The sequence below is a fragment of the Paenibacillus sp. Pae15 genome (genome assembly GCF_024519685.1).
Taxonomy (GTDB): Bacteria; Bacillota; Bacilli; order Paenibacillales; family NBRC-103111; genus Paenibacillus_G; species Paenibacillus_G naphthalenovorans.
This window is the reverse complement of record NZ_JALJRM010000005.1, coordinates 122,596-148,535: the sequence shown is the minus strand read 5'-3', so window position 1 is coordinate 148,535 and position 25,940 is coordinate 122,596. Positions and strand designations below refer to the sequence as shown.

General features: G+C 51.8%; 24 protein-coding genes and 1 pseudogene. 5 read left to right on the top strand and 20 right to left on the bottom strand.

The annotated features are described in order from the left end of the window. Nucleotides 1-2: 2 nt before the first annotated feature. Nucleotides 3-467: a MarR family winged helix-turn-helix transcriptional regulator gene (locus NR121_RS06035; protein WP_256830904.1), complete on the bottom strand. Its 465-nt coding sequence runs from the start codon at nucleotides 465-467 to the stop codon at nucleotides 3-5. A gap of 234 nt (nucleotides 468-701) precedes the next feature. Here NR121_RS06035 and NR121_RS06030 point away from each other — a divergent pair, with 234 nt between their 5' ends. Both NR121_RS06030 and NR121_RS25170 read left to right on the top strand, forming a co-directional pair. Further along, on the top strand, nucleotides 702-1,502 hold the full coding sequence (locus tag NR121_RS06030; RefSeq protein ID WP_062409731.1) for a Cof-type HAD-IIB family hydrolase: 801 nt from the start codon (nucleotides 702-704) through the stop codon (nucleotides 1,500-1,502). Between the two features lie 699 nt (nucleotides 1,503-2,201). Further along, nucleotides 2,202-3,452 carry a hypothetical protein gene (locus NR121_RS25170; RefSeq protein ID WP_306277216.1) on the top strand — a complete coding sequence of 417 codons (1,251 nt, stop codon included), beginning with the start codon at nucleotides 2,202-2,204 and terminating at the stop codon, nucleotides 3,450-3,452. Nucleotides 3,453-4,445: 993 nt separating this feature from the next. Here NR121_RS25170 and thpD read toward each other — a convergent pair. From thpD to NR121_RS05975, 9 genes are all read right to left on the bottom strand, one after another. Then, nucleotides 4,446-5,474, bottom strand: coding sequence for an ectoine hydroxylase (gene thpD / locus NR121_RS06015; RefSeq protein ID WP_137670353.1), 1,029 nt, complete (start codon nucleotides 5,472-5,474; stop codon nucleotides 4,446-4,448). Continuing rightward, nucleotides 5,419-5,820, bottom strand: coding sequence for an ectoine synthase (locus NR121_RS06010; RefSeq protein ID WP_054817566.1), 402 nt, complete (start codon nucleotides 5,818-5,820; stop codon nucleotides 5,419-5,421). The genes thpD and NR121_RS06010 overlap by 56 nt, the downstream gene beginning before the upstream one ends. Nucleotides 5,821-5,824: 4 nt before the next feature. Next, a complete protein-coding gene (gene ectB, locus NR121_RS06005; protein ID WP_249929593.1) occupies nucleotides 5,825-7,138 on the bottom strand; it encodes a diaminobutyrate--2-oxoglutarate transaminase in 1,314 nt (437 codons plus the stop codon). A gap of 24 nt (nucleotides 7,139-7,162) precedes the next feature. Then, nucleotides 7,163-7,684 (bottom strand): diaminobutyrate acetyltransferase, encoded by a 522-nt coding sequence (ectA, locus tag NR121_RS06000; protein WP_074728752.1) that lies wholly within the window; start codon nucleotides 7,682-7,684, stop codon nucleotides 7,163-7,165. Nucleotides 7,685-7,699: 15 nt separating this feature from the next. Continuing rightward, nucleotides 7,700-8,485: an ectoine/hydroxyectoine ABC transporter ATP-binding protein EhuA gene (ehuA, locus tag NR121_RS05995; protein ID WP_137670354.1), complete on the bottom strand. Its 786-nt coding sequence runs from the start codon at nucleotides 8,483-8,485 to the stop codon at nucleotides 7,700-7,702. Between the two features lie 30 nt (nucleotides 8,486-8,515). Beyond that, a complete protein-coding gene (gene ehuD / locus NR121_RS05990; protein WP_054817565.1) occupies nucleotides 8,516-9,178 on the bottom strand; it encodes an ectoine/hydroxyectoine ABC transporter permease subunit EhuD in 663 nt (220 codons plus the stop codon). Between the two features lie 3 nt (nucleotides 9,179-9,181). Further along, on the bottom strand, nucleotides 9,182-9,835 hold the full coding sequence (ehuC, locus tag NR121_RS05985) for an ectoine/hydroxyectoine ABC transporter permease subunit EhuC (protein WP_062409736.1): 654 nt from the start codon (nucleotides 9,833-9,835) through the stop codon (nucleotides 9,182-9,184). 1 nt (nucleotide 9,836) lies between these two features. Next, nucleotides 9,837-10,697, bottom strand: a complete 861-nt coding sequence (gene ehuB / locus NR121_RS05980) for an ectoine/hydroxyectoine ABC transporter substrate-binding protein EhuB (protein WP_373864975.1) — start codon at nucleotides 10,695-10,697, stop codon at nucleotides 9,837-9,839. Nucleotides 10,698-11,049: 352 nt separating this feature from the next. Then, a complete protein-coding gene (locus NR121_RS05975; protein ID WP_054817564.1) occupies nucleotides 11,050-12,177 on the bottom strand; it encodes a hypothetical protein in 1,128 nt (375 codons plus the stop codon). A gap of 173 nt (nucleotides 12,178-12,350) precedes the next feature. Between NR121_RS05975 and NR121_RS05970 the strand changes: the two genes are divergently transcribed. Both NR121_RS05970 and NR121_RS05965 read left to right on the top strand, forming a co-directional pair. Next, nucleotides 12,351-13,070: a class I SAM-dependent methyltransferase gene (locus NR121_RS05970; protein ID WP_054817563.1), complete on the top strand. Its 720-nt coding sequence runs from the start codon at nucleotides 12,351-12,353 to the stop codon at nucleotides 13,068-13,070. A gap of 38 nt (nucleotides 13,071-13,108) precedes the next feature. After that, on the top strand, nucleotides 13,109-13,837 hold the full coding sequence (locus NR121_RS05965) for a nucleotidyltransferase domain-containing protein (protein WP_062409739.1): 729 nt from the start codon (nucleotides 13,109-13,111) through the stop codon (nucleotides 13,835-13,837). 713 nt (nucleotides 13,838-14,550) lie between these two features. Here the strand turns inward: NR121_RS05965 and NR121_RS05960 are convergent. The 4 genes and pseudogenes from NR121_RS05960 to NR121_RS05945 form a co-directional block, all read right to left on the bottom strand. Beyond that, entirely contained in the window at nucleotides 14,551-15,129 is a 579-nt protein-coding gene (locus NR121_RS05960) for a suppressor of fused domain protein (RefSeq protein ID WP_054817562.1), read from the bottom strand. Beyond that, nucleotides 15,126-15,413: pseudogene (locus NR121_RS05955) on the bottom strand (GH-E family nuclease); the annotation flags it as partial. The pseudogene NR121_RS05955 and the gene NR121_RS05960, both read right to left, overlap by 4 nt. A gap of 79 nt (nucleotides 15,414-15,492) precedes the next feature. Beyond that, a complete protein-coding gene (locus NR121_RS05950; protein ID WP_062409740.1) occupies nucleotides 15,493-17,367 on the bottom strand; it encodes a PAS domain S-box protein in 1,875 nt (624 codons plus the stop codon). 279 nt (nucleotides 17,368-17,646) lie between these two features. Next, nucleotides 17,647-17,874, bottom strand: a complete 228-nt coding sequence (locus NR121_RS05945; protein WP_054817559.1) for a hypothetical protein — start codon at nucleotides 17,872-17,874, stop codon at nucleotides 17,647-17,649. 765 nt (nucleotides 17,875-18,639) lie between these two features. Between NR121_RS05945 and NR121_RS05940 the strand changes: the two genes are divergently transcribed. Beyond that, nucleotides 18,640-19,092: a Fur family transcriptional regulator gene (locus NR121_RS05940; protein WP_054817558.1), complete on the top strand. Its 453-nt coding sequence runs from the start codon at nucleotides 18,640-18,642 to the stop codon at nucleotides 19,090-19,092. 91 nt (nucleotides 19,093-19,183) lie between these two features. Here the strand turns inward: NR121_RS05940 and NR121_RS05935 are convergent, their stop codons facing one another. The 6 genes from NR121_RS05935 to NR121_RS05910 all read right to left on the bottom strand — a co-directional run bounded on the left by NR121_RS05935 (nucleotide 19,184) and on the right by NR121_RS05910 (nucleotide 25,935). Continuing rightward, nucleotides 19,184-20,029, bottom strand: a complete 846-nt coding sequence (locus NR121_RS05935) for an ABC transporter permease (RefSeq protein ID WP_082660869.1) — start codon at nucleotides 20,027-20,029, stop codon at nucleotides 19,184-19,186. Between the two features lie 3 nt (nucleotides 20,030-20,032). Beyond that, nucleotides 20,033-20,809: an ABC transporter ATP-binding protein gene (locus NR121_RS05930; protein WP_054817557.1), complete on the bottom strand. Its 777-nt coding sequence runs from the start codon at nucleotides 20,807-20,809 to the stop codon at nucleotides 20,033-20,035. A 4-nt stretch (nucleotides 20,810-20,813) separates the two neighbouring features. Beyond that, nucleotides 20,814-21,875 (bottom strand): ABC transporter substrate-binding protein, encoded by a 1,062-nt coding sequence (locus NR121_RS05925; protein WP_074728506.1) that lies wholly within the window; start codon nucleotides 21,873-21,875, stop codon nucleotides 20,814-20,816. Between the two features lie 304 nt (nucleotides 21,876-22,179). After that, the gene (locus NR121_RS05920) at nucleotides 22,180-22,599 is read right to left on the bottom strand and encodes a PaaI family thioesterase (protein ID WP_249929595.1); all 420 of its coding nucleotides are present in this window, start codon (nucleotides 22,597-22,599) and stop codon (nucleotides 22,180-22,182) included. A 342-nt stretch (nucleotides 22,600-22,941) separates the two neighbouring features. Continuing rightward, nucleotides 22,942-24,714 (bottom strand): acyl-CoA dehydrogenase family protein, encoded by a 1,773-nt coding sequence (locus NR121_RS05915; protein ID WP_083351299.1) that lies wholly within the window; start codon nucleotides 24,712-24,714, stop codon nucleotides 22,942-22,944. A gap of 36 nt (nucleotides 24,715-24,750) precedes the next feature. Beyond that, nucleotides 24,751-25,935: an acetyl-CoA C-acyltransferase gene (locus NR121_RS05910; RefSeq protein WP_054817554.1), complete on the bottom strand. Its 1,185-nt coding sequence runs from the start codon at nucleotides 25,933-25,935 to the stop codon at nucleotides 24,751-24,753. Nucleotides 25,936-25,940: the final 5 nt, after the last annotated feature.

The window sequence follows — 25,940 nt, the reverse complement described above, 5'->3', positions numbered from 1 at the left end:
GGCTATTCTATCTTCTGGGCTTCCAACCCCAGTTTTTTTAACAGCACAATGGCGTCTGCTTTTTCCTCCGGTGTGAGTCCCCCCATGATGGACTCGATCACGTCGGCATGGTCCGGAAAAATCGCACGAATAAAATCGGTTCCCGCATCGGTGATAACGGCATACGTCACTCTGCGATCCTCGGAACAAGGAACCCTTTTCAGGTATCCTTTCTTTTCCAGCTTATCGATATTGTAGGTAATGCTTCCGCTGGTCACCAAAATTTTATCACCGATCTGCTGAAGCGGGATTTTCCCCTTGTGATACAGCAGTTCCAGCACGGTAAATTCCGTCGCGGAGAGACCGTATTTTTTCATATCTCTCATTGCGCGATCCATAATCACTTTATACGCTTTGGAAAGCACAACCAGCAATTTTAGCGAAAGCTCCCGGTTATTCGCCAGTTTGGACTCGTTCCCATTTGTCATCTTTCTTCATCCTCAAAATATTAAATTTAAAAGTCTTTAATTTAAGATAAATATACGCTTCATTTAACGTATTGTCAACATGCATGGATTAAAAACGACAGCATTGCCTCACAGCGGAGGTTGTCCATGGCAAGGGATCATGTGAACATAGGCTGTAAACCTCTTTCGGACCATTTTCATCCTTCCCGGCTTAGGATATAATGAGGGAATTAGAGAAAACAGGGGTGGAGATCCATGTACAAAATGCTTGCCATTGATATCGACGATACGCTGATTAATGATAAGAAACAAATTACGGAGGGAACCAAACAAGCGCTGTCCGCCGCTGTATCCCAAGGGGTGATCGTCACGCTGGCCACCGGCCGCATGTATGCTTCCGCCAAGCAGCTGGCAGCTGAGCTCTCGCTGAATGTGCCGCTGATTACCTATATGGGATCGTTGGTCAAGAACGCGCTCGACGGCCAGGTATTGTACGAACGTACCGTGCCTTTGGACGCCGCCCGGGCCATCTTTGAGTTCTGCCGTGACCGCGGCCTGCACCTGCAAACTTATGTGGATGATGTGTTATACGTGCAAGAAAGCAACGAGAAAGCCGAGGCGTACGCGGCACTATCGAAAATTCCGTATACGGTATACCCTGATTTCGAAAAGCTTGTCCTCATGCCGTCGGCCAAACTTCTGATTATCGACGACTCGGAGGTACTGGACCGGATTGCCCCTTCATTGCGCGAGCTTGCAGGCGGCAGCGTGCACATGACGAAGTCAAAGCCGCATTTTCTGGAAATCGTCCATGCCGAAGGGACCAAGGGGCACGCGTTATCTCATTTGGCGCAGCATTTCGGCCTGGAGCTATCCCAGGTCATCGCGATCGGGGACAGCTGGAACGACCGCGAGATGCTGGAGGTAGCCGGGCTCGGCGTAGCGATGGGGAATGCCGTCGATGCTCTGAAGGAAATTGCCGATTACGTCACATTGAGCAATAATGATGACGGAATCAAGCATGTTGTGGAGAAGTTCATCCTGCAAACCGCGTAAAGGATAAACAGGGTATCCATATAGATTGCCATACCGCCGCAAAACGAGACGAAGCTCTTATGGAGGCTGAACGCCTATCCCATTACACGCTTCCCTCAGCCTGCAGAAATCACCGTGCCATCATCGGCCGCATGTTCAATAAGCGCATGTGCTTCCTGCATATGGCTTTGGCTTTTAGCGGCATAAACAAGGAAGGCCCGTATTTAAAAACAAGAAGCAGTTGTCATTGCGGCAATCTGCTTTTTTTGTATTTAGGGTTGTTTGAAACCGAACCGAACCATTTCATGTAACGGCCAGAGCCATCTCTACCCTGCTCTCCCGCGTCCGGCAGCGGTACTGTCACGCTGGACGCGCTCGGGCAAATTGCAGCGATCCAAGTTGGCGGTGACACGCTGATCCCGCGGACTCTGATCCCGTACGCCGAAATTCGCGGTATCCGTCCGTTCAAGTAATCCAGGCGCAGCCTGAAGCCGGTTGTACCGGAACTGCTGTTATGACGGCCGCAGCTAAGTCCATCCTGCGCCTCCTACAACACGGGAGCCTCCCGGTATAGGCCCGAGCGGATAAAAAGGTGCAAGCATCTCCCTTTTTCTTAGTCACCTTTAAGTAACAATAACATATATTGGTACTGTCAATAGGCATTCGTACATAACGTCTGCCTACTTCACTGAAAAGGAGATGTACAGATGGTTTATTTCGGTGCTTATTATGATCCGTATCGGAGCGCAACTCCCGGCGGGTTCCCGGGCGGACAGCCGGGCGGATTCCCCGGGGGACAGCCGGGTGGATTCCCGGGCGGATTCCCGGGCGGACAGCCGGGTGGATTCCCGGGCGGATTCCCGGGCGGACAGCCGGGTGGATTCCCGGGCGGATTCCCGGGCGGACAGCCGGGTGGATTCCCGGGCGGATTCCCAGGCGGACAGCCGGGCCGGATTCCCGGGCGGACAGCCGGGTGGATTCCCGGGCGGATTCCCGGGCGGACAGCCGGGTGGATTCCCGGGCGGATTCCCGGGCGGACAGCCGGGTGGATTCCCGGGCGGATTCCCCGGGGGACAGCCGGGTGGATTCCCGGGCGGATTCCCGGGCGGACAGCCGGGTGGATTCCCGGGCGGATTCCCGGGCGGACAGCCGGGTGGATTCCCGGGCGGATTCCCGGGCGGACAGCCGGGTGGATTCCCGGGCGGATTCCCAGGCGGACAGCCGGGCGGATTCCCGGGCGGACAGCCGGGTGGATTCCCGGGCGGATTCCCAGGCGGACAGCCGGGCGGATTCCCGGGCGGACAGCCGGGTGGATTCCCGGGCGGATTCCCAGGCGGACAGCCGGGCGGATTCCCGGGCGGACAGCCGGGTGGATTCCCGGGCGGATTCCCAGGCGGACAGCCGGGCGGATTCCCGGGCGGACAGCCGGGTGGATTCCCGGGCGGATTCCCAGGCGGACAGCCGGGCGGATTCCCGGGCGGACAGCCGGGTGGATTCCCGGGCGGATTCCCGGGCGGACAGCCGGGCGGATTCCCGGGCGGACAGCCGGGTGGATTCCCGGGCGGATTCCCAGGCGGACAGCCGGGCGGATTCCCGGGCGGACAGCCGGGTGGATTCCCGGGCGGATTCCCAGGCGGGTTCCCAGGCGGGTTCCCGGGCGGGGTCTCGCCTTACGGAGTCGGCCAACCGGGGGCCCCTCAAACGGGCGCGCCTCAAACGCCTCCGCCACCCTTCACTCCGCAAAAGCAGTCGGCACAATTGTTTGCCGTTGATCCGGGCGGTATCCGGAATTGCCTATTCCGGTTTGTGTATATCTGGCAAACCAACGGAGATCAGTACTGGATCTACCTTACGTTTGTCGGACGCAACTCCATAGCCGGATTCCGTTGGTTCGGCCGGGGAAATTTCGGACACTGGGTTTACTTCGGTCTCGATTTGCGCCGCATCGAATCATTCTTTTGCCACAGATAATCAGCAGGCCCTGTGTCGTACACGGGGCTCTTTTTTTGCAAAACTAGCCTCCCGTTTGCTCTGCCAAAGCTGCAATAATAAACAGAAACACCGACCGCAGCGATGACGCCGAACTGGGAAAGCAGGTTGCTGTATATCCAAGCGCCGGAATTTAAGCGGAATTAAGGGAAAACTAAACATTTGTTCGTCCAGTTCACGCGCCACGACAGCTATCCCGACGGCTCCGGAGATCATACCCACTAGATTGAATAGTCCCATGCCCGAGATTTCGCTGCTAATCAGAAGCGATTGTTAAATAAAGAAGAAGCCTTTTAAAAGTTTATCTGCAAATCCAAACGATAGTGAAAAGCATCGACAAGTTCTAATGCATCTCTACAAAAATCATAGGGGCGGACAGCAGATGCTTCGATTTTCATTTCATAATTCGCGCGTCCGTCAAATCGAATGGACATATTTCTTCACCGGATATATGCATCTGGAAGTTGGTAGTCGATTGTCTGAACTTGTGTGTAGAAGACTGGAACAAATTTTGCTGTAGAAGAATGCTGCAGAAGAAGGACTGTTTTTAGTACGAGGTATTTCCCCAAGTGCTATCCCAAAAGCCATGATTGTCCACTCTCCGCTTTGGCCGTTCGTTCGATCTTTAAGAAAAAAAGCTGCCAGCTCCACTTTAACAGTGGTTCTGGAAGCTTTTTCGCATAAAATCCGGCTTATTCCACTTTACTCTTTCGGACCGCCCCGGACATTCCAGTCGGCTAACCGCTTGATTCATCGACGCTGTAATCAAACCGGTCCGCTGCAAGCAAGACCGCCGTTTTTCCCGGAACACAAAATCCAAAGCCGGCGAGGGATCCCCCCGAGCAAGATAAGCCCGAATAACGCCTCCAACAGTCCTAACGGAAAGTCAACCGTTACCCCAAGTCAGCGCCCAGCCCAAGATCCGGATTATTTCTTTCTGCACATGAAATAAATGTCAGGCAGCGGAGCATGGGATCAGCGGGCAGCGATATAATCCGGACGAGGCTTTTGACCGGAGAACGGATCGACGATCCGGTTCTCCGTGCTGTTGTACACCAGAAACACGTTGCTGCGCGGCATCGGTGAGATGTTGCTGCTTGAGCCATGCATCAGGTTGCAATCGAACAGCAGAATCGAACCTGCTTTGCCGACCGGAGCCTCAATGCCGCCTTGGCGGACAAGCTCAGTCAGGCTGGTCTGGTCGGGCACGCCGTATTCCTGGCGCCGGAGAGAGCTTCGGTAATGGTCTTCCGGCGTCTCGCCCACGCAGGTCACGAACGTACGATGAGAACCGGGAACGACCATCAGCGGACCGTTAAAGTAGCTGTTGTCTTCAAGCGCTATCGAGCAGCTTAGCGCCCGCATTCTCGGCATACCGTCTTCGACGTGCCATGTCTCGAAGTCCGAATGCCAGTAAAATTCCTTCCCGTTAAAGCCGGGTTTGAAATTAATACGCGACTGATGCACGTAAACATCGCTCCCCAGCAAATAACGAACGATGCCAAGAAGCTTGGAATGCTCGGACAGCTTGCGGAATACCGGGTTATCGCGATGCACCGCAAACACCGATCGTACTTCCCTGCTCTCCGGTTCGCGAATCACCTCGTCTTTATTCGAATGCCGCCCGGCTTCCTGGAGCCTCTTCAGCTCTTTACGCCAGACGTCAACCTCCTCATCCGTAAAAAAGTCCTCAAGGAACAAATACCCGTTCTTCTCGTAAAAATCGGATTGCTCCCTGGCAATCGGGCTCTCCTGCGTCCACTTTGAATATACGACAGGATCCTTACGGCTAATAAATTCGGCCACAGGCTTGATTCTGGAAGGATAAGCGTCCTCTGCATTTTCGTAAGAACGGGGATGTACCGCCGCTATTCCATCTTTTGTACGAGCATTCGATCCATCAAAAGCCACCGTTACCAGCTCCTTTTCTAATCTGTAGTACTCGTCTTTATCCGCGTGCTTCAGCTGCTTCCACAGATGCCGGATACACCCCGTCTTTGTCATGAACCTCGCGTCCCGTTAAAGGAGGATTAAATACACACACCATCCGCATATCCGTCTTCCCCCGAAGGTAGTGTTTTTCATGCCCGTCGAGCGCATAAAGCGTTCCCGGACGGATCGGATACGTTTGGCCGCCAATGACCTCGATTTCTCCTTCGCCTTCAATGCAGTACACGGCTTCCACATGATTTTTATACCAGATCAGCGTTTCCGTTCCCGCCTTAATGATCGTGTCATGCATGGAAAACCCCATGCCGTCCTTTTCAAGCAGCAGCCTGCGGGAATTCCAGGTCGGTGTGTCGACGTCGTCTTGGGTATGCACAACCTGCTCCAAATGTTTTACAATCATATATTTACGCTCCCTTCTCTTGAGACGAAATGCTTGCCGCCAGCTCTTTCATGCTGTCGGAGACCCGCTGCAGCCCTAGATCCAATACTTCATGATCTATCGTCAATGGAGGCATCAGCTTCGCCACTTCGCTGTCCGGTCCGGAGGTTTCCATGATGACTCTGCGCTTGAAAGCCGCTTCGCAGAGCAATCCGGCCTTCTTGGCGTCCGCAAAGGCAATGCCTTGAATGAAGCCTTTGCCCCGCACTTCCCCCTGCAGCTGAGGGTACAGCTTCACCTGTTCTTCCAAAAACGTACGCACCCGTTTCGCCTTGCGTATCACTTCTACCGAAAATGCATCGGTTTCCCAATACGACAAAGCCTCCGTGGCGGCGATAAAGGCCAAATTGTTCCCGCGGAATGTGCCGTTATGCTCTCCCGGAGCCCATACATCCAGCTCAGGCTTGATAAGTGTCAAGGCCATCGGAAGGCCATAGCCGCCGATCGATTTGGATAAACAAACGATATCCGGGCGAATCCCCGCCTCATCGAAACTGAAGAACGTCCCCGTCCGGCCGCAGCCCATCTGAACGTCGTCGATAATGAGCAAAATACCCCGTTGATCACAAAGCTTCTCCAGCCGTTTCAACCATGGAACCGAAGCCACGTTCAGTCCGCCCTCGCCTTGTACCGTCTCCACGATAACGGCCGCCGGAAGAGGAACGCCGCTGCCCGGATCATCCAGCAGCTTCTCCATATAAGCCACTGTATCAGTGTCAGCGCCGAAATAGCCGTCGTACGGCATAAATACTGAATGATTTAAAGCCACGCCGGCCCCCTTGCGCTTAAACTTGTTGCCGGTCACAGACAGCGATCCCAGCGACATGCCGTGGAACGCATTCGTAAAGCAAAGCACCGTTTCACGGCCCGTGACTTTACGGGCGATTTTCATCGCGCTTTCCACTGCATTGGTTCCCGTAGGTCCCGGAAACATGACTTTATATTGCAGGCCTCTCGGCTTCAATATCACTTCTTGAAACCGGATAAGAAAGTCCTCTTTCGCTTTCGTAGCCATGTCCAGACTGTGGGTAATGCCGTCCTCCAACAAATACTGAACCAGCTTTTGTCGAATTCGCTCGTTGTTATGCCCATAATTCAATGCCCCTGCACCGGCGAAAAAATCAATATATTCCCGTCCGGCCACATCCCACAGCTTATCATTGCTCGCTTTCGAAAAAACCGTACGGAAGCTCCTGCAATAGCTCCGCACCTCCGATTCCAGCTCCTCAAAAACGTGCAGGGATGTCATTTCCGCGGTTTCTTTCATCGTTTGCGTCATTCGTCATCCTCCTCCTTTTCGGGTTTAAACGGATACGGGTTTAGGTTGAAGCGGTCCAATGCGATACAAGCTTTCTTCTTCATGAGAACCATGGCCCGGGAAAATCTCGGCCGGATAGCCCTTCCTCGCTATGAAAGCGATATTATACCGTCTTGCCAAACTGCCAAACAACTGCCGGGAAGCCTGATTGGAAGGGCTTATCGTCGCTTCCACGTAATGAACGGGGCGTTCTCCACATTGGGCCAACAGCTTGTCAAGAAGCGTTTTGCCGATTCCCCGGCCGCGATATTCCGAGGCGACCGCAATTTGCCAGACAAATAGCGTATCCTCACGACCAGAGGGACGAAAAGCGGATACGAAGCCCGCCAGCCTCCCGCCCTGCTCCGCCACAAGACAGGTGTCGCGGAAATAATCGCACAGCATGATATAGCAGTAAGCCGAATTGAGGTCCAACGCACCTGCCGAGCGTATCAACTCCCATACCTTGCCCCCGTCCTCTTTGCGGGGCTTTCGGTATCGAATAATTTTTGTATCGGTATGAGACATCCGATCCCTCCTTTGTCATACACTGACCGTTGAACGAAACCTCCTGAGAAAAGCTTGAAGACGTTCACTTTGCGGATGTTCAAACACCTCTTTGGGTGTTCCTTCCTCCACGATCCGGCCGTCGGCGGCAAATACGACGCGGTCGGCCACATCGCGGGCAAACTCCATCTCATGGGTGATGAGGAGCATCGCCATTTCGCCCTCGCTTGCAATTTCTTTGATGACTTCAAGCACCTCGCCTACCAGCTCAGGGTCGAGCGCGGAGGTTACCTCATCAAATACCATCACCTTCGGACGCATAACCAAAGCCCGCGCGATCGCCACACGCTGCTTCTGTCCTCCGGAAAGCTGCGCGGGGTAGGCGTCCAGCTTTTCCTCCAGCCCCACCTTTCGCAGCATGAGCACCGCACGCTCCCGCGCCTCTTCCTTGGCAAGTCCCAGTACACGAATCGGGGCTTCCGTTACATTGCGAAGTACGGTCATATGAGGAAACAGGTTGAAATGCTGAAACACCATCCCGATGCTGCTGCGCATCTGTTGCAGATGCTTCTCATTCGCGCGCACCTGCCTGCCGCCCGACTTCATATGCCAAAGCGATTCGCCGTTGACTTCAATCGTGCCGGAGGTTGGCTCCTCCAACGTCATCAGCAGGCGGCCGAGTGTCGTTTTGCCCGAACCGCTGGGGCCGATGAGGGCGACCTTCTCGCCAGGGGCGATATCCAAATCAATTCCTTTAAGCACCTCGATATCGCCGAAGCTTTTCCGAATGTTCAAGTATCTTACTACAGGATAATCCGTCATTTTGTTTCATCTCCTGTTCCTCGCCTCACGTCAAAGTCCTCTTTGACGATTCAGCCTGATTTCCAGTCTCCTGACCAGCAGAGAGGCCGGAAAACTGATCAGCAGAAACAGTATGCCGACCAGCGTATACGGCTCGAACACGCGGTACGAAACCGAAGCGATATTTTTGGCCGTAAGCAAGAGCTCCACCAGCGTAATCGCAGAAAGGACTGGCGTTTCTTTGAACATCACGATCAAATAATTGCCCATGATCGGCACGATCGGCGGTATGGCTTGGGGCAATACGATGGAAAACCACGTTCTCGGTTTAGAAAAATTCAGCGCAGTCGCCGCTTCCCATTGCCCCTTGGGGACGGCTTCGATGCCGGAACGGTACACTTCGGATAAATAGGTGCTGTAATGAAGCCCCAAGCCAATGATCCCGACGGCAAAAGCCGAAAGCGAAATATTCGCTATCAAGGGTAAGCTGTAATACAGGAAAAACACTTGTACCAGCAATGGCGTATTTCGCACGAATTCCGTCAGGGCCTTTGCCGCCAAAGCCAACGGTTTCCGGCGCGATCTGGCAGCCAGGGCCAGAACCAGGCCGCCTGCGCAGGCTAAGGCAAATCCCCCTGCCGTTGCCGCAACCGTCATCTTTAATGCCCTGAGCAGCTCCGGCAGGATTTGCAGCGTATATTCCCAATTCCACATCGGCTACATCCTCCCCGACGCCGCTTTTCGTTCAGCCCACCGGGTGCATAAGGACACAATATAGGCCAAAACAAAGTAAAACAGAAGCAGCAGCGCAAAAATGTACGGCGTCATCGGGTAGTATTGGTTTCGGAGCAGCATCGCCTGATACGTCATATCGGCGAGCGTAATGAAATATACAAGAGAGGTCGATTTCAGCAGTTCGATCATTAAATTGCCGAATGGGGGCAGCATACGAACAAAAGCTTGGGGAAAAATAATTCTCGTCATCCGATCATAAGATGTCATATTCAGTGCAGTCGCCGCCTCCCACTGCCCTTTGGGAACAGCCAGAATCGCGCTGCGGACGATCTCCGACCCGTATGCGCCGAAATTGAGCCCGACGGCAAGCACGGCCGACGGCAGCTTCGGAAGCTCCACCCCCAGGAACGGCAGTGCAAAATAAAGCCAGAATAACTGCACCAAGAGCGAGGTTCCGCGGAACAGCTCAACGTAAACCGCTGCGGCCGTCCGTACGGTCCGCCATCCGGACAGCCTGCAGAGTCCCGCCGTCACGGCGGCTCCAAAAGCAAGACATCCGGCAAGCACAGCTACCAAGACCGTTACTTTAGCTCCTTCCAGAAGCTGCGGCAGCATACTCATTACGGAAACATCCATGTTATTGACCGCACAGCTTCGCGGCCGTCACGTCGCCCGGAAGCTCATCCTCCGTGAATCCGAATTTCTGCAGGATCGTCAGAAGCTCGCCCGACTCCTTCAGCTTCTTCAATTCTGCATTGAATGCGTCTTTAAACTCCTGGTCATCCTGCCGGAAAGCGGTAGCTCCATATCCTCTGACACTTTTGCCGTCCACGATCGGCTGCTGGAAGTCGGACACCCGTTCCAAATTGCTGTCATTCGCCGTATCCAGCATGGACTGCAGCGATGGCCCCGTCATCGTAATCGCTTCCGCGCGTCCTGCTTGCAGGGCGCTGATGGCGGTTGCCTGATCGGGGACGACCAGTATGCGATCCCTGGGCACGCCGGATGCTTCCAAATACCCGATTTCCACCGCACCGGCCATAACCGCCACACGGGCACTCTTATTCCCGGCAATATCCTTGTAGCTGTATAAAGCCAAAGGATTCCCTTTTTTGACGGCAATCGCTTCTCCGATGCTGTACTCCGGATCGGCAAAAGCGACAGCCGAGCAGCGGTCCGGATGAATGAACATACCCGCAGTAATCAGATCAAACCGTTTGGCCTGCAAGCCGGCGATCAGAGAACCGAATTCGGTGAATTCACCGCGCATTTCGTTAATACCCAAATTTTTCAATACGGTCCGTGCAATCTCTACCGCTTCACCGGTCAGTTCCCCGTCCGCCGTTTGGTAGGCGTAAGGTTTTTCGTTGGCGAATCCTACTGTGACATAACCTTGTTCTTGCGCTCTGGCTAATGTGCCCTCTTTATTGCCTCCGGCGGCAGCCGGTCTGTCTCCCTCAGGAGCTCCGGCATCATTTACAGTTCCGCATCCTGCCACTGCCGCAAACAATAAAAGAATGAGCGGAATGTTCAACCATTGCCTCAAGCTGTCCCACATCCCTCCAAATGTTTTTGATCGCGATCACTTTCAATGCTAACATGATCTCATCTGTGGGTCATGTCGGATATCCCAGCATTATTCCAGATTATACCTCTTCTCCTAGGGTAAGGAAAGCTCACCTGCCCTATACTCCTTATTCCCGGCATATCCTCCCGGATTATACCCAATTCTCCGGTTTACGTCGAAAGTCTTGCTATGTTATGGCATTACCATAATCCGTCCCTTATGTCAAATGACAAAACCCTACAAATAGCACATGAAAAAAGATCCATAAGACCTATACCATTTTTTAAGAAAAGCTCGTAGCTGTGTATGTGACAGAAACAATTTGCCAGGGAGCATCGCCAGAAGCTTTGTTCAGCACAAAGGTAAATGTCTGTTTTTCCGGGCGCTTTCCTGCCGCGTGCACCGTCACCTCTACCGGAAGCTCGAAGCGGGTTTGTCCGCTGACGTCTTTTTCATTGAAATCGCTTATCTTCCGGATGGACTTGATTTGACCTATGGTTTGGATGAAATAGTGCAGCGCCGGATTCTCCCGGTCTGCAAACGATCTACGAAGCAGCTCGGGATCCTGTTGATTAAGGGCTACAAAGAAACTGTCGATCACCCCGTACGGAGATGCTTGCTTGAACGCTTCATCCAAACGGCCCGCCGCTTTGTAGACCATCCACTGATGGTCAGGGTCCACGTTCGCCGATCGATGCGTAGAGCTGCCGAGAAAATGGATGCAGAAGTGGCCGGAAAAGGCGTTATCCGGGATCCCGTCACCTCCGTGGGGCATTCCATGCATGGATGCGGCAAGCGATATCCCGTCGATTTGCACCAGTATGGCTCTTCGTCTCCAGCTCCACTCTCCGCTGTAGATTCGCTTCATTACCCCGGTATCCGCTTTGGTGAGCGGCTGCATGTCCGCATGGCTGCTCCCCGCCCGCCGCTGCGCCCGAAAACGCAAACCCGTTTCGAGATCCACGACCTGAACGACAGATTTCATATAGACCGTTCTCTTGGCGTCTTTCCAGGGAACCAGCCTTCCGTAATGAGCGGTCCGTGCAGCATGAATATAGTCTTTCATCTGCTCCTTTAAGGCAGGCTTCAACAGTAAGGTCTCCTTACGGCTTGTATCATACCAGTCCCCCTGTTCGTCAACCGCATACAGAACATCGCCTCCCGGCCTTTGCAGCCAAATATAGGTATCCGTCGGTATCCGGCGCAGCGGCGTACCAGCTTTCAAGTTCCGAAGCTGTTTCATGAGAGACCTCGAGTGTACGGACAATTCCGTTATCATCTCCGATTCCGAAGATGCCTTGACGATAACCTTGATATAATCTTGCGGACGGGCGGCCGCAGCAGGGGGAACCGGCCGGATCATACCCAAGCTGATCAAAGCCGCAAGACAGACATGCATCAGGTTGCTCATCGCTTCTCCTCCGTTTCTTTGATCAAAAATACAAGCTTTAGCATTTTCCGCTTTCCACCGTTATATTCCTGAGTTCCCAATGAAAAAGTGAAGAGACGGGGCGTCTGTCCATATCCCTTTTCCTTTTTTGTCATAAAATAGAACCATATCTGAGATGGGTAGGTGATGAGCGGGTGCAATATTTGGATATGTTAACCCTTTTGGGTGCAGGAAGCGCGCACCCCGGCGGCTTTGCGGCCACACTGGAACAGCTGCGCCGTTTTCCTCTTCCACCGAAAAGCCGGGTACTCGAAGTCGGCTGCGGCACCGGCAGAACATCCTGCCACTTGGTTAAGCAGGGACACACCGTGACAGGGCTCGACATTCGGCCGGAAATGCTGGCAAAAGCAAGGGTTCGAGCCGAAAATGAAGGCCTGCAGCTTGATTTTGTCGAGGGCAGCATTACGGCTCTTCCGTTTGACGATGATACCTTCGATATCGTGCTGGCGGAATCCGTGACCAATTTTGCCGATATTCCCTCCGCTATCAAAGAATATCACCGCGTGCTGAAGCCCGGCGGCATGCTCTATGATCGCGAGGTTATCATTTCGGAATCTATCCCTGCGGATGTGTTCACGAAACTGACCGCCTTTTTCGGCTTTGGCGGACTGCTTACCGAAGAGGCATGGATCGCTTTGCTTCGGGATCATTTCTCGGATAGCCAGGTGCAGGACCGGTCGGCATTTCAAGAGCATATGGCCGCCGACCAGTCGATTCATCCCGATCTTCATCAAATCATCGATCAGCAGGCCATCCTCGACGCCGCCATCTGGCGTACTTCGCTGGAGCACGATGAGTTGATTCTGGATAATCGGGACTATATAAGCTACGCGCTGTTAATCGCACGCAAATAGGCTAAAGATCGAAAACTATTCAGTCAGGCGGGACCAAGATGAAGAAAATATCTTATATGGAAGCAGCGGAGCGGTTTGTTGCAAACCAATTTCCGTCTTGTGAGGCGGCCATTCTGGCCGGAAGTGTCGTGCAGGGGGGGGCGACCGAAACGTCGGATCTGGATATCGTCATATTGGACGAATCCGGTCCAGGTCCGTTTCGCCGGACATACAAAGCATTCGGTTGGGTGATTGAGGCGTTCGTTCTTACAAAAGAGACATATCGTTATTTCTTCGATCAAGGCATCGAGTGTGCCATTCCGTCGCTGCTTCGAATGTGCGCGGAAGGCGTGCCGATCCGCGGACACGAAACCGTCCTCAGCCTGGCTGAGGAGGCGAGGCGGGACCTGCTCGCCGGTCCTCCCGCCTGGTCCAGACAGGAGTTGGACCAGGCGCGGTACGAAATCGGCGAAGCGCTGCACGATTTGCTCGGCACAGATCATCGCGGCGAGGGCTTGTTTATCGCAGCCAAGCTGGCTGAGGGATTGGCCGCCTTCGCCCTTCGTACCGGAGGACAATGGCTCGGCGACGGAAAATGGATGTACCGCAGCCTGGAACGGTTTAATCCCGATCTGGGCAAGGAACTACTGGAAGCGCTCAACGCATATTACAAGCTCGACCGGAAGGAGCCGCTTGCCGTCCATGCCCTTTCGCTTCTGGAGCCTTACGGCGGGATATTGACGGAGGGCTACAGCGAGGGGGAGATGGAAGGGTTTGGGATCGAGTAGGAGAGGGCGGCTAACCCCCGTCCTCTCACCTATGAAAACATGCAATGGATTTGGTATAGATTAGCTTGGAGCAGACAGTATTTTCGCTAAGTCCTAGATGGAGAGCCATGACTTGCTGATTAACAGCAAACCACTCGGTTATTTGCCGTTTACGCCCTCTGTTCAACATCCCCCATGATACGAGTTCTAGGAGTACGTTAACCGCGTTGCCATCCAAGAAAAAGCATCGGCCGATTTCTTGCGGAACTTTGGCGTAAAACGTGGTATTGACTTCATAGAGATGCGTGGGTTCTTGTTCAGCACAGGTACTTCTAAACAAGCTAGATTGTAATTCTTCCCAATTCGTTAATTACACTATTCATAGTCGGGACACCATACTGATTAGTTGCGATAGGATGTCTATATGACCGATTATGTCCTTTCCCACACTATCAATCGTCCTATGTATGTACATAGTTGCAGTCATATCTGAAAAAAAACGCAAGAATACGAAGATAACAAAAAACAGGTCAATCATGGTGGTATCTGACCATAATCGACCTGTTCAATGTAACGCTATGGCGTTAAATAGGGTATACTTTTTCAGCTATTCTGTGCGTACATCTCAATTCATGCAAACTTCCTACAGGTAGAACAAAGGTTATGTTGGTAATCATGAGGTAAAGTGGTTCATTCGTTTGTGGGTAACCCTCCGTTTTGTCATGTAACTACAATCAAATAACGGAAGGTCTATTCAAATCCAAAATGTCAACGTCTGACTCTTCCAATAAATCTTCTAACGCTTCGCTCCCATGTTTTTGGGCGTATACAAACTCTGTATCAGAAATTGGAATTGCCTGTAACCAAGCTACTTTTTTATCTTCAAAATGTAGGGTTTCAAGGTCCTTATCCCATAAAAATGGACTCACGAACAAAATATGTTTTGTGTTTAATTCTGGGTAATACATTTTTACAATGTTAGGGTAAATTGTTCCCGGTGAACATGAATAATCGGAATTGATAACATTAAAAGCACAAGTACTAATAATATTGCCGAATTGTTCATATTCAGCAGGACTAGCACCAACAAACTCAATTCTTAATGGCTTATCTTCAACACTTAATCCGATATCGTAACTTGATAAACCGATAGTTGAGTAAGATACTTCACCACCGCAAGGGGAGTCAACAGACTGAAGTATAGCTATCTTACTTATGTTATTATCATCCCCATAATTAAACACAGAAGCCTTGCCTCCAAATATATCAGCTATATATTTGGCAATTTGTTTTTTTTCGGGCGTTACACTCATCCCTCGTCATCCTCTCTTAATGGACCTGAATAGCTATCCGTGTCATCCTCTAGTTTATGACTTCTATTTGAACTTGGCAATTCGGGGACATAATGGTCAGGATTATTATGTTCATCTAAAAACTGTTTCCTAGAAATTCCTCTCTCAGCCGCACTAATTTAATGTTTTCTAAACTCGTATCCCGGTTTATAACCCATACCCCACGGTTCTTCTTTGTTCATTACTTTTCTAGTGAGTGGTTCTCTTACTTTACCATCACTATCTTTGGCATTATCCCAAACTTTGCCCTAAAGATGACGCCCATGCTGGGCGTACAAATATAAACAGCGGATCGGGAACCCCGATCCGCTGTTTGCACTTCTATTACAAACTGTTATTGGCGAATACAGGCAATACGATTTCGACCGTTGTTCCTTTTCCTACCTCGCTCGAAATAGATACATGACCGCCGTGTCTTTCAATGATTTGAAAGCTGACCATCATCCCAAGGCCTGTGCCGTGCTCCTTGGTCGTAAAAAACGGATGGCCGATCCGCTCCAATTGATCGGCAGGTATGCCGCTGCCTTGATCAATCACACGCACGACAATCCGGTCCTCTTCCAGCTTGTTCGCCCGAACCGTAATGATACCGCCATGCGGCATCGCCTCTACCGCATTTTTCATCACGTTGATGAATACCTGTTTAAGCTGATTCTCATCGCCGTCAATGAAGGGAAGGCTCTGTTCGCATTCCTTGACGATTTCGATACTGTTCATAATCGCTTGAGACTCGACCAATGTCGTGACGTGCTCCAGCAAACGGTGAATGTCTACCGGCAGGTATTGAACCGCCCGAGGCTTGGCCAGAATCAGCATTTCACCCAATATCTGTTCAATCCGGTTGATTTCCGATGAGATGATGTCGTAGTACTGCTGCTTATCCGCTGCTCCCGATTTCAGAAGCTGGATAAAGCCTTTGACGGCGGTCAGCGGATTACGAAGTTCGTGGGCAATTCCCGCGGCCAGCTGTCCGACGAGCGACAGCTTCTCCGAATTTTGCAGCAATTCCTGCGCCTTGCGGGCTTCGCTAATATCTTTTGCAATAATGCGCACGGCATAATGCCCTTCATACCAGGTAGGAACCGCCGAAAACTCCACCTCAACCGGCTCTCCCTGCACGGTAATAAACTTGCCTTTAAACGTGGTAACGAAATCATCGTTACTTAACGTTTCGGTCAGACTGGATGCCGCCTGAAGCACGTCCGGATCAATGAAATCGTGGACCGGTTTGTTCAGCAGCTCGCCCCTGTTGGCGGCTCCCAACAGCCGGACAGCCATTTCGTTCACACAGACCCACTTGCCGTCCTGCTGAATAAGGAGCGCTTCCGGCATCTCTTCAATAAGCCTCCTGTATTTCTCCTCGCTTTTCAGCAGCTCTTCCTCAGCCTGTTTTCTAGTAGTAATATCCCGTCCGACCGTCATAATATTACTGATCTGTCCATTTTCATCCTTGATTAATTTAACCGAATTTTCCATCCATATGTAATTTCCTTTTTTATGTAAGACTCGGCATATATGTATACAATCATCTGTATAACCATCCATGTGCTTACTCTGTATCTGCTGAAAATCCTCTGGATGAATCAATTCGGCAGAATTTCTCCCGATCAATTCCTCCTCATGGTATCCCAGCAGGCGGTGTATAGCCGGAGAGGTATAAAGAATGATACCTTCCGGATCACAATACGAAATAATATCATGCGAATGGACCGCGATCAGCTCGTAAAGCTGCGGACATTTTTGTTCCTGCACCGGAATAATCGGACTTGTCCCCAGTGCTGTATCATTCCCCTGCCGTTCATCATGATTCCGGGAATCCCCCCCGGGCTGGGTCAGGTATAAAATGAACCAGGCCTCCGTACCCGTTTCCTCGCTTACGTATTTGGAAGCCGTTATTCTTAAAGGCACCGCATAGCCTTCCCGGTGGCGCCAGTCGAATTCCATCTGACGGGAGGTGCTTTCACTTGAAAGCAGGTTCAGTTCATCCCAAAACTTCCTCTTGTTTTCCAAGCTGTCGGGGTGGCACAAATCATCGATCATTTGTCCGACAAATTCCGACTCCGAATAACCCAAAATCTGGCATAACGCCTTGTTAGCTGCCAATAAACGGCCGGAAGCGGCTGCCAAAGCCATACCTGCCGGGGAATGATGGAAACTAAGGAGAAACAAGGGGTGATTAATAAGATTGTCTATAGCCATTCCATGCCTCCTGCAATTTTTCCAGCCACTGGTATTATTAAAGAAAACATTCTATGTACAGGCCGGTTTATCCTTCTATTCTAATGCAAAAAATTCATCTTTTGGCTGACAATGAGTGAGCCCTTTCGTTGAAAAACAACGGCGGCGCACAAGCAAGAAGGTAACGGCAGGTTCTTCAAGACGCATGCGCATAAGGTAAAGACTACCCGTGTGCAATGATCGCCAAAAAGGTCCTTCGCGCGAAGCAAAGGACCTTTTTGAGGTGATGAGGTTCTTATATCAATAAAGTGAGAGCGCCAATGTGTCTCTCTCGTTAATCGAATGAAGGATCGCTTCACAGCCTACCACTTCAATACTAATCAACGTTTGAAGACATTTCTTCAGTGCATGTCTTCCCGTCTCTAACTTATTGTCCAACGCCGTCTTCAGCAGCTTTAACGTTTTCTTATTCAAGTTGTCGGCGAAAACGGGGATTTGTTTGTTTTCGATCGTGACGAACACTTTCATCCCTAACACCGTCCCTACATATCAGATTTGCTTATTTATTGATAGGATAAATTACGATTATTAAAATAAGCTTAAAATATTATTACAAATTGTCAACATCTTTTTGCATTTTTTTTAAGAAATGATGCTGACTTGAAAAATCGAATATGATTCTCGTGAAGGACAAACCATATATTCGACAAAGTGTGAGGGAAGCCGGAAGAGTGTCCATTTCCCGGGAAATTCGTCGAGCCATTATTTCGGGCTAATGGAATCAGTTATAGGAAAGCTCCCATTCGCGGCTTACAAGGAATTTTCTGCTGCTAAGCCATATATATCCATGTGGCCACCCCTTGGTGCTTATTGCTTTTAATTGTTATTATATTATAATAATTATAATTTTCAATAGATACAAACAAATTAAATAACCCTCCTCTTTGCGGCTGGTGAACATTTCTCCACGGCCCATATAGGGGGGATTTGAACATCACATTACACTCCGTCTTCCCATTTTCTCTTCATCCTCGAAAAATGAATGCTGAATATCCCCTTCAAACGCCAGCGATCGTTGCCGATCATGCGCTCCCTGCCTTTTCACCTCCGGCAACTATGGGATTTCCCTCCCATCCGCAACCGGGATCTGATCATGAATAACGCTTGAACATCAGATTAGCTTCATCCATTCTTCATCAAACCTTCATATGATGATCATGACCGTTTTGCATAACACTGATATTATTGAATATAATTAGATTAAGTCTAATTTTAATTTTAAAGGAGGACGCTATGCAAATCACGATCAACGATGCCATTCGTCATTTACAGGCGGCTAATATTCGTATAACAAAACAAAGAGAGCTCATTTTGGAGCATTTATATTTGAAATTATCTCACCCTACGGCTGAAGAATTGTTCGAGTCGATTTATGCCGCTTATCCGAAGTACGTGAGCATGACGACTATTTACAAAAATCTCCGCACGTTAAAGGGGCTGGGGCTGCTGAAGGATTTTCATACTCATCATGGCGATATTCTGCGGTATGATACGAATACCGAGCCTCATCATCATTTGTATTGCGTTCATTGCAGCAAAATCCAGGACTTTACGGCGGCCCTGCCGGAATTAGCCGAATTCGGAAACGGCTTCCGGCCGGAGAACGCCTATCTTGAAGTATCCGGTATATGCGATTCCTGTGAGCGGCTTCAGCTTCAAGGCCAAAGCTTCAAAGTCGCCATTTGAAGGGGAACGTAATCACGAAACTGAAAAAAGCACTCACCGAAAGGAAAGCCTTCCGGCGGGTGCTTTTTGAACGTTCACTTGCTTATTCCGATTATTTCCAAGGCAGTAGTTTGCGTTCAAGCCACTGAAGTCCCCGATTGAAGAGAAGGCCTAACAAAGACAGGAGCAGAACCCCAACCATCAGCTTCGTCGTAATCATCAAATTCCCGTAATGCAGAATCATCGATCCGATTCCTTGTTGAGCCGCGATCATTTCCGCCGATACCAGAAGCAGTAAGGAGGTACCGGCCGCGAGCTTAAGCCCGGCGAAGATCATCGGCAGGGCCCCGGGAAGAATGACCTTCCGAATGACGTTCAGATGGCTGGAGCCGAACGTAACCGCTGCTTTGATCCATATGGGATCCACGTTCTTGACGCCCGAGAATGTATTGATCACCACGGGAAAAAATACACCAAGGGCAATCATTGTAAACTTGGGCGCTTCCCCGATCCCGAGCCATAGAATAATCAAAGGCAGCAAAGCAATTTTCGGAATCGGATAAATGGAATACACCACAGGCGAAAGTACAGCGTCTGCCCAGCGCGAAAAGCCCAGAATGAGCCCGATCAGAATGCCGCTGACCGCGCCAATGCCATACCCGACGATAATCCGGGACAAGCTGGCCAGGATGTTCTCATGCAGCTCACCGCTGGACAGCATCTCCCAGCCGTCCGATAAAATCAGCGTCGGAGCAGGCAGGAACAATGGCGGCACAAGCCCCAGCCGGCAAATGATCTCCCACAGAAGCAGGAGACCGACAATACCGAGCACGGACGCATAAGCCGGTATTTTCTGCTCCAGGAAGGATACGCGGTTGCGAATCACATGCCGCTGCAGTCCTTGTGCCGAAGCATGGGCAGTCCTTTCCGGTATCGATTCATTTGATGCTTGACTCATGCCCTAACCCTCCTTCAGCGCTTCCTGTGCATCATGCCGGATCAGCTGCCAGATTTCATTTGCGTACCGCTCGAAGGCCGCGCGATGCTCTTCCCGGTCTCTTCCCGTCTTGGGAAGATCGATATGAATCACTTCCTTGATTTGTCCCGGATGACGGGAAAGCACGATCACCCGGTCAGCCAAATAGACCGCCTCTTGAATATTGTGCGTGACATATAAAGTGCTTAATCGGGTACGGTTCCAGATGGAAAGCAGCTCCTCCTGCATCAGCGTACGCGTCTGCGCATCCAACGCGGAGAACGGTTCGTCCATCAGCAGCAAATCCGGTTCGACGGCAAGCGCCCTGGCAATGCCCGCGCGTTGACGCATCCCGCCCGACAGCTGTTTGGGATAAGCCGATTCAAATCCCGTGAGCCCGACCATATCGATATAATATTTGCCTTTTTCCTGCTGCTCCTGCTTGCTCGCACCCTGCTCTTCCAGACCGAACACCACATTCTCGTAAACCGTCCTCCAGGGAAAAAGCGCAATTTCCTGAAAAACGATGCCGAGCCGGGGAGGTTTGTCCGAAGATAAACCCTCAAAATATACCTCTCCTCCCGAAGGAGACAGCAACCCGCCGACAATATTGAGAAGTGTAGACTTCCCGCATCCGCTGGGACCGACCAATACCACAAACTCTTGCTCTTCAATCGTAAAGTTGATATTTCTAAGAGCGGTAACCTCTCGCTTCTTCGAGTCGATAAACCGTTTCTCCACGTTGTCCACTACGATTCTCATGGCATTATTTCTCCAGCTTGCTGAGCGCTTCGTCCAGCAGAGCAGTATTAACAATCTCTTGGGTGTCGATGGCTTTGTCGATCAGCTTCTCTTTGGCATACCATTCTACCTGCGTTTTGATGTCTTCGGCCAAAAGCTTCCCGTCACGATCGATATAAGGAAGTCCTTGCTTCACGACTTCTTCGGGTTGGTCCGTGTATTTGGCAACGATCTTAACCACTTCGTCATAATTGGCTCCCGGTACGAGCTTGCCGTCTTTTTTGGTCAGCACTGCATCGTAGTAATAGCGTGTAGCTTTGGCATACGCCTTCAAAAAGCGTACGGCCGCATCCTGGTTGCCCGCCAGCTTGGGTGAGAAGAAGATACCGGAGGTTTGATACTCGATTTCGTCTCCTACCTGAGCGATGACTTTACCGTAACCTTCCTTCACTACAGCGGTGATGTTCGGCTCATTCAGCATAACCGCATCCACCTGCTTGCTCTTGAGCGACTCCATCAAGCCTTTAATACTGTTCAAAGGCACCAATTGAACATCCTTCAGCGTCAGTCCGTGCTTTTCAAGCAGGCGTCCGGCCATGTAATGATAGGTTGATCCGGTTTGTGTAATACCGATTTTCTTTCCTTTCAATTCCTCAATCGCTTTGACCGGAGAATCGGATGGAACCATCAGGGCTGTAGAAGAATAGCCTTCCTGCTCTCTGCCTTTGTCGGCAACAATCACGAGCTTTTGCCCGCCGGCTACCATGTTGTACAAGCTTGCCGTAATTCCGGTTGCCCCCACATCCACGCTTCCTCCTGCAGTGGCTACAGCAATCGGCTGCGCCGCATCGAACCATTTGGCTTTCGCGTCGATATTTTCCTCTTGAAAGAATCCTTTCTCAAGCCCGATAAATAATGGCGCGGAACTGGCCAGCTTGAGCATGCCGATTTCTACCGATACCGCTTCCGTTTGCGTTTTGGGGGATTCTGTTGCGTTCCCCGGTGCTGCTTCCTTATTCCCGCAGCCTGCAAGAGCAGTGGTGATGAACAGCACTGCAGTCAATGCGAAGAGTGATGCTTTTTTCATTCTGTTAACCCTCCAGTTTTTCTAGTTGATTTTGTGGCAAATCTTAAATGCATTCGACACGTATTTGCAATATTCCTTCAAAGCTTCTAAATTTATGGCATGACCGGGTCGAATGGTATGTGCTAATGTAAATCAAAGTCATGAAATCAACAGCCGGCTTTTCCTCCTTCAAGTCTTGTGCTGCGGCATGTCAATACCTCCGCATAAGAAATAGACCGCTCCGCCCAAGGACCCGGTCTACGGTCTGCAGCTCTTATGATAACACTGCACAGTCTGGTACTTCAAGCCAGATCGCAATCCTCCTTCATTTTTTGTCGATAACCCGGAACGATGCGGTTGCCATCGAGCACAAAATGTTATTTTCGTTCTTTAGCGTTGCCTGGGTGGTAATCGTTCTGGCTGACATATGAACGATTTCCGCCACCGCCGTCACTTTGCCCTTGCCTGCCGGCGCGGTAAAATGCATATTCAAGCCCGAAGTGACGACATCGCTGTCCGGACGGGCGGTCATCGCTGCAAGACCCATCGCGGTATCGAGCAGCGACGTATGCACGCCTCCGTGAAGAATGCCGATGAAATTCAGATGGTGCTCTTTCACATCCAGCGTGACGATGGCCCTATGTTCGTTCCATTCCACCAATTCACAGCCCAGATAGCCCCAAAAGGTATGCTGAGCCTCCTCCAGCATGCGTTCGATTTTTTTTTGAATTTGTTCAGTATTCACAGTATCTCTCCATTCGGCGGCCAGACGTTCCTGCCCCAGTGTTCGAGCTCCTTTGCTTTCAAGGACTCTTCTTCCTTCCGGACAATATAAGTTTACACCGTTTCACCGCGGAAGGGGATCGGCACGCCCAAGGCGGCGGCTTCTTCCCTATCCGATGCATAAACGGCGCCTCCTCGATTTCCCGGGGAACCTATTGAAGCCTCCGGCAATTGTTCTATCTCTCATACGGTCCTTGATATCATAATACCCTTTCTCGTCCATTCGCGCCATATCCGCCGCATATATCCAACCATCTTCCGGCATACGGCACGCGGCCGGGATCCTTCAGATGGTTCCATCGGATTAGCGCACGAATTTCTCCGACTCCAACACTCTGGCGGCGATTTGCCGCTTTAGCCCCACCGTATTGACCGGCGTACGGCGGGCCAGCTTCTTTAATACGGAAAGCTGAGTGCGCAGCACGTCTCCGGTCTCTACAGCCGACAGTGTCTCTTTGGCAAGCGACTCTATCCTTTCGAACGCCTCATGCACGAAGACCCTTGTCATATCGATGGCGCATGCCGTTTTGTCTTCGCCCTGTTTTGCGATCCGTTGTCGGGTACGAAGGAGTGAGCTTTCCATAGCATAGATCTGAATCATCATATCCGCCAGATGGCTGAGCGCTTCCTGTTCCTGCTCAAGCTGCGTCTGATATTTCTGGACGGCGGCTCCGCCCGTCATCAGAAATATCTTTTTGGCCATGGAAACCAGGTGCGTTTCTTCCTCTAATATGCCCTCAAACCGCTGCCCCGAAACGAGCTGAAGCAGATCCGACTGAAGCGCCTGCACTTTCTGGATGAGCGGCAGCTCGCCCTTCATGGCGCGTCTCATCAGCGTGCCGGGGATGAGCAAACGATTGATTTCATTCGTCCCTTCAAAGATGCGGTTGATCCGCGAATCACGGTATATGCGCTCGATTTTGTATTCCTGGATAAAACCGTAGCCGCCGTGAATCTGCACGCCTTCATCCGCTACGAACTGGAGGGTTTCCGAACCAAACACCTTATTGATGGAGTACTCCAGCGCATACTCGGCTATCGCCTTGGCGGACTGGACTCCCGCTTCCGGACTGCCGTGATCGATATCGCTGAGCCCCGCATCCATCAAGCCCGCCGTACGGTAGACCATGCTTTCAAGCGCATAAGTACGAACATTCATTTCGGCCAGCTTCTTGCCGATGAGCGGAAAGGCGGAGATTGGTTTGCCGAATTGCTTGCGTGCATTGGCATATTTGGCGGATATTTCGATTGCATCCTTCGAGGCGCCGAGACAGCCCGCGGCCAGCTTGAAACGGCCGATGTTCAGTATATTGAAGGCGATTAAATGGCCTTTGCCCGCCTCCCACAGCAGGTTTTCCACGGGAACCTTTACATCTTCAAGGATGAGCGCGCAGGTGGAGGACCCTTTGATGCCCATCTTCTTTTCCTCCGGACCGATGCTTACGCCTTCCATCTTCCGCTCCACTATGAAGGTGCTGAAGTCCTTTCCGTCCACCTTCGCATAAACGATGAAAATATCCGCGAAGCCCGCGTTGGTGATAAATTGCTTCATCCCGTTAAGGACGTAATAGCGGCCGTCCTCCGATAGACGCGCCGTCGTTTTCGCGCCAAGCGCATCCGAGCCCGATGAAGGCTCGGTCAGGCAGTAGGCCGCGATGAGCCTGCCGCTGGCCAGATCGGGCAAATATTTCTTTTTCTGCTCCGGCGTGCCGAAATAAACGATCGGGAGAGTGCCGATGCCGACATGGGCACCGACGGACAGTGCGAAAGAAGAGGCTTTGGACAACCGCTCACTGATCAGTGTCGTGCTGACTTTGTCGAGTCCGAGTCCGCCCAGCGCTTCCGGCACATCCGCGCCCAGAAGTCCGAGCTCGCCGCTCTTTTTCAGCAGCTTCAAGGTCAGCTCGTAGTTCAGCTTCTCGATTTCCTCATCGACCGGAAGCACTTCGCCTTCCACGAAATCTGCCGTCGTCTCCGCAATCATACGCTGCTCCGCCGTCAGTTCATCCGGTGTAACGATGGCTTGACAGTCCAGGTCTTCCAAGACAAAACCGCCGCCTATCACTTTGTCCGCCATATCCATCTCTCCTCCATCGTATGATATTTCAACCCGCTATTTCGGGTATACTTCAAACACACCGGCCGCCCCCATGCCGCCGCCGATGCACATCGACACCACACCATAACCTCCGCCGCGGCGACGCAGCTCGTAGATCAGGCCTGCCGTCAGCTTCGTACCCGTGCAGCCGAGCGGATGACCGAGAGCAATCGCGCCTCCGTTGACATTCACCAGGCTCTCATCCAGCTGAAGCTCCCGGATAATATGCACACATTGAGAAGCGAACGCTTCATTGATTTCAAAGAGCCGGATATCCTCCAGGCCGAGACCCGCGCGCTCAAGTGCCATGGGGATCGCCTCTACCGGTCCGACGCCCATGATTTCAGGGTTTACCCCCGCCAGGGCGAACGAGCGAAAGGCAGCGAGCGGCGAAAGTCCCAGCTTCTCCGCTTTCTCCCGGCTCATCACGAGTACGGCCGCTGCACCGTCGCTCATCTGCGAGGCGTTGCCCGCGGTAACGGAGCCGCCCGCTTTGAACACCGGCTTCAGCTTGGCCAGTCCCTCCAGCGTCGTATCCGGACGAATCCCTTCGTCCATATCCAGTACAACCGGCTTCTCCCAAGGCTTGCCGTTATCGCCAAAGCCTCTGAGCGACGTGTGAACCGGAACGATCTCTTCCTTGAAGGCTCCGGACCGGACGGCCGCTGCCGCTTTGCGGTGGCTCGACATCGCGAACCGGTCCTGAACCTCGCGGGAAATGCCGAAGCGGTCTGCCACATTCTCCGCCGTGTGGCCCATGCCGATATAGGCCTGCGGCATCTCCTGCACGAGCTTCGGATGCGGCGACAGCTTGAAGCCGGTCATCGGCACGCGGCTCATGCTTTCCACGCCGCCTGCGATGATGATATCGGCGCCGCCCGCGATAATGCGCTCGGCTGCAAAAGCGATCGACTGCAGGCCCGACGAACAGAACCGGTTGATCGTCAAGGCCGGCACCGTCGAAGGGAATCCGGCGTACAGCGACATGATACGGGCGAAATTCAAGCCCTGCTCCCCTTCGGGCATCGCGCATCCGATGATGATGTCCTCTACATCCTCTTTCTTCACGCCCGGCACCCGGTCAACGACAGCCTGAAGCACCGTTCTCCCCAAATCCTCCGCACGGGTATGGGCCAAGCTGCCTTTTTTTGCCCGGCCTACCGGGGTGCGGACAGCGGAAACAATGACGGCTTCTCTCATGAGCG

Coding starts and splice junctions, on each gene's coding strand:
- NR121_RS06035 (WP_256830904.1), bottom strand. CDS start 467: ATGACAAATGGGAACGAGTCCAAACTGGCGAATAACCGGGAGCTTTCG.
- NR121_RS06030 (WP_062409731.1), top strand. CDS start 702: ATGTACAAAATGCTTGCCATTGATATCGACGATACGCTGATTAATGAT.
- thpD (WP_137670353.1), bottom strand. CDS start 5,474: ATGACAAAGACGGGGTGTATCCGGCATCTGTGGAAGCAGCTGAAGCAC.
- NR121_RS06010 (WP_054817566.1), bottom strand. CDS start 5,820: ATGATTGTAAAACATTTGGAGCAGGTTGTGCATACCCAAGACGACGTC.
- ectB (WP_249929593.1), bottom strand. CDS start 7,138: ATGACGCAAACGATGAAAGAAACCGCGGAAATGACATCCCTGCACGTT.
- ectA (WP_074728752.1), bottom strand. CDS start 7,684: ATGTCTCATACCGATACAAAAATTATTCGATACCGAAAGCCCCGCAAA.
- ehuA (WP_137670354.1), bottom strand. CDS start 8,485: ATGACGGATTATCCTGTAGTAAGATACTTGAACATTCGGAAAAGCTTC.
- ehuD (WP_054817565.1), bottom strand. CDS start 9,178: ATGTGGAATTGGGAATATACGCTGCAAATCCTGCCGGAGCTGCTCAGG.
- ehuC (WP_062409736.1), bottom strand. CDS start 9,835: ATGGATGTTTCCGTAATGAGTATGCTGCCGCAGCTTCTGGAAGGAGCT.
- NR121_RS05975 (WP_054817564.1), bottom strand. CDS start 12,177: ATGAGCAACCTGATGCATGTCTGTCTTGCGGCTTTGATCAGCTTGGGT.
- NR121_RS05965 (WP_062409739.1), top strand. CDS start 13,109: ATGAAGAAAATATCTTATATGGAAGCAGCGGAGCGGTTTGTTGCAAAC.
- NR121_RS05960 (WP_054817562.1), bottom strand. CDS start 15,129: ATGAGTGTAACGCCCGAAAAAAAACAAATTGCCAAATATATAGCTGAT.
- NR121_RS05950 (WP_062409740.1), bottom strand. CDS start 17,367: ATGGCTATAGACAATCTTATTAATCACCCCTTGTTTCTCCTTAGTTTC.
- NR121_RS05945 (WP_054817559.1), bottom strand. CDS start 17,874: ATGAAAGTGTTCGTCACGATCGAAAACAAACAAATCCCCGTTTTCGCC.
- NR121_RS05940 (WP_054817558.1), top strand. CDS start 18,640: ATGCAAATCACGATCAACGATGCCATTCGTCATTTACAGGCGGCTAAT.
- NR121_RS05935 (WP_082660869.1), bottom strand. CDS start 20,029: ATGAGTCAAGCATCAAATGAATCGATACCGGAAAGGACTGCCCATGCT.
- NR121_RS05930 (WP_054817557.1), bottom strand. CDS start 20,809: ATGAGAATCGTAGTGGACAACGTGGAGAAACGGTTTATCGACTCGAAG.
- NR121_RS05925 (WP_074728506.1), bottom strand. CDS start 21,875: ATGAAAAAAGCATCACTCTTCGCATTGACTGCAGTGCTGTTCATCACC.
- NR121_RS05915 (WP_083351299.1), bottom strand. CDS start 24,714: ATGGCGGACAAAGTGATAGGCGGCGGTTTTGTCTTGGAAGACCTGGAC.
- NR121_RS05910 (WP_054817554.1), bottom strand. CDS start 25,935: ATGAGAGAAGCCGTCATTGTTTCCGCTGTCCGCACCCCGGTAGGCCGG.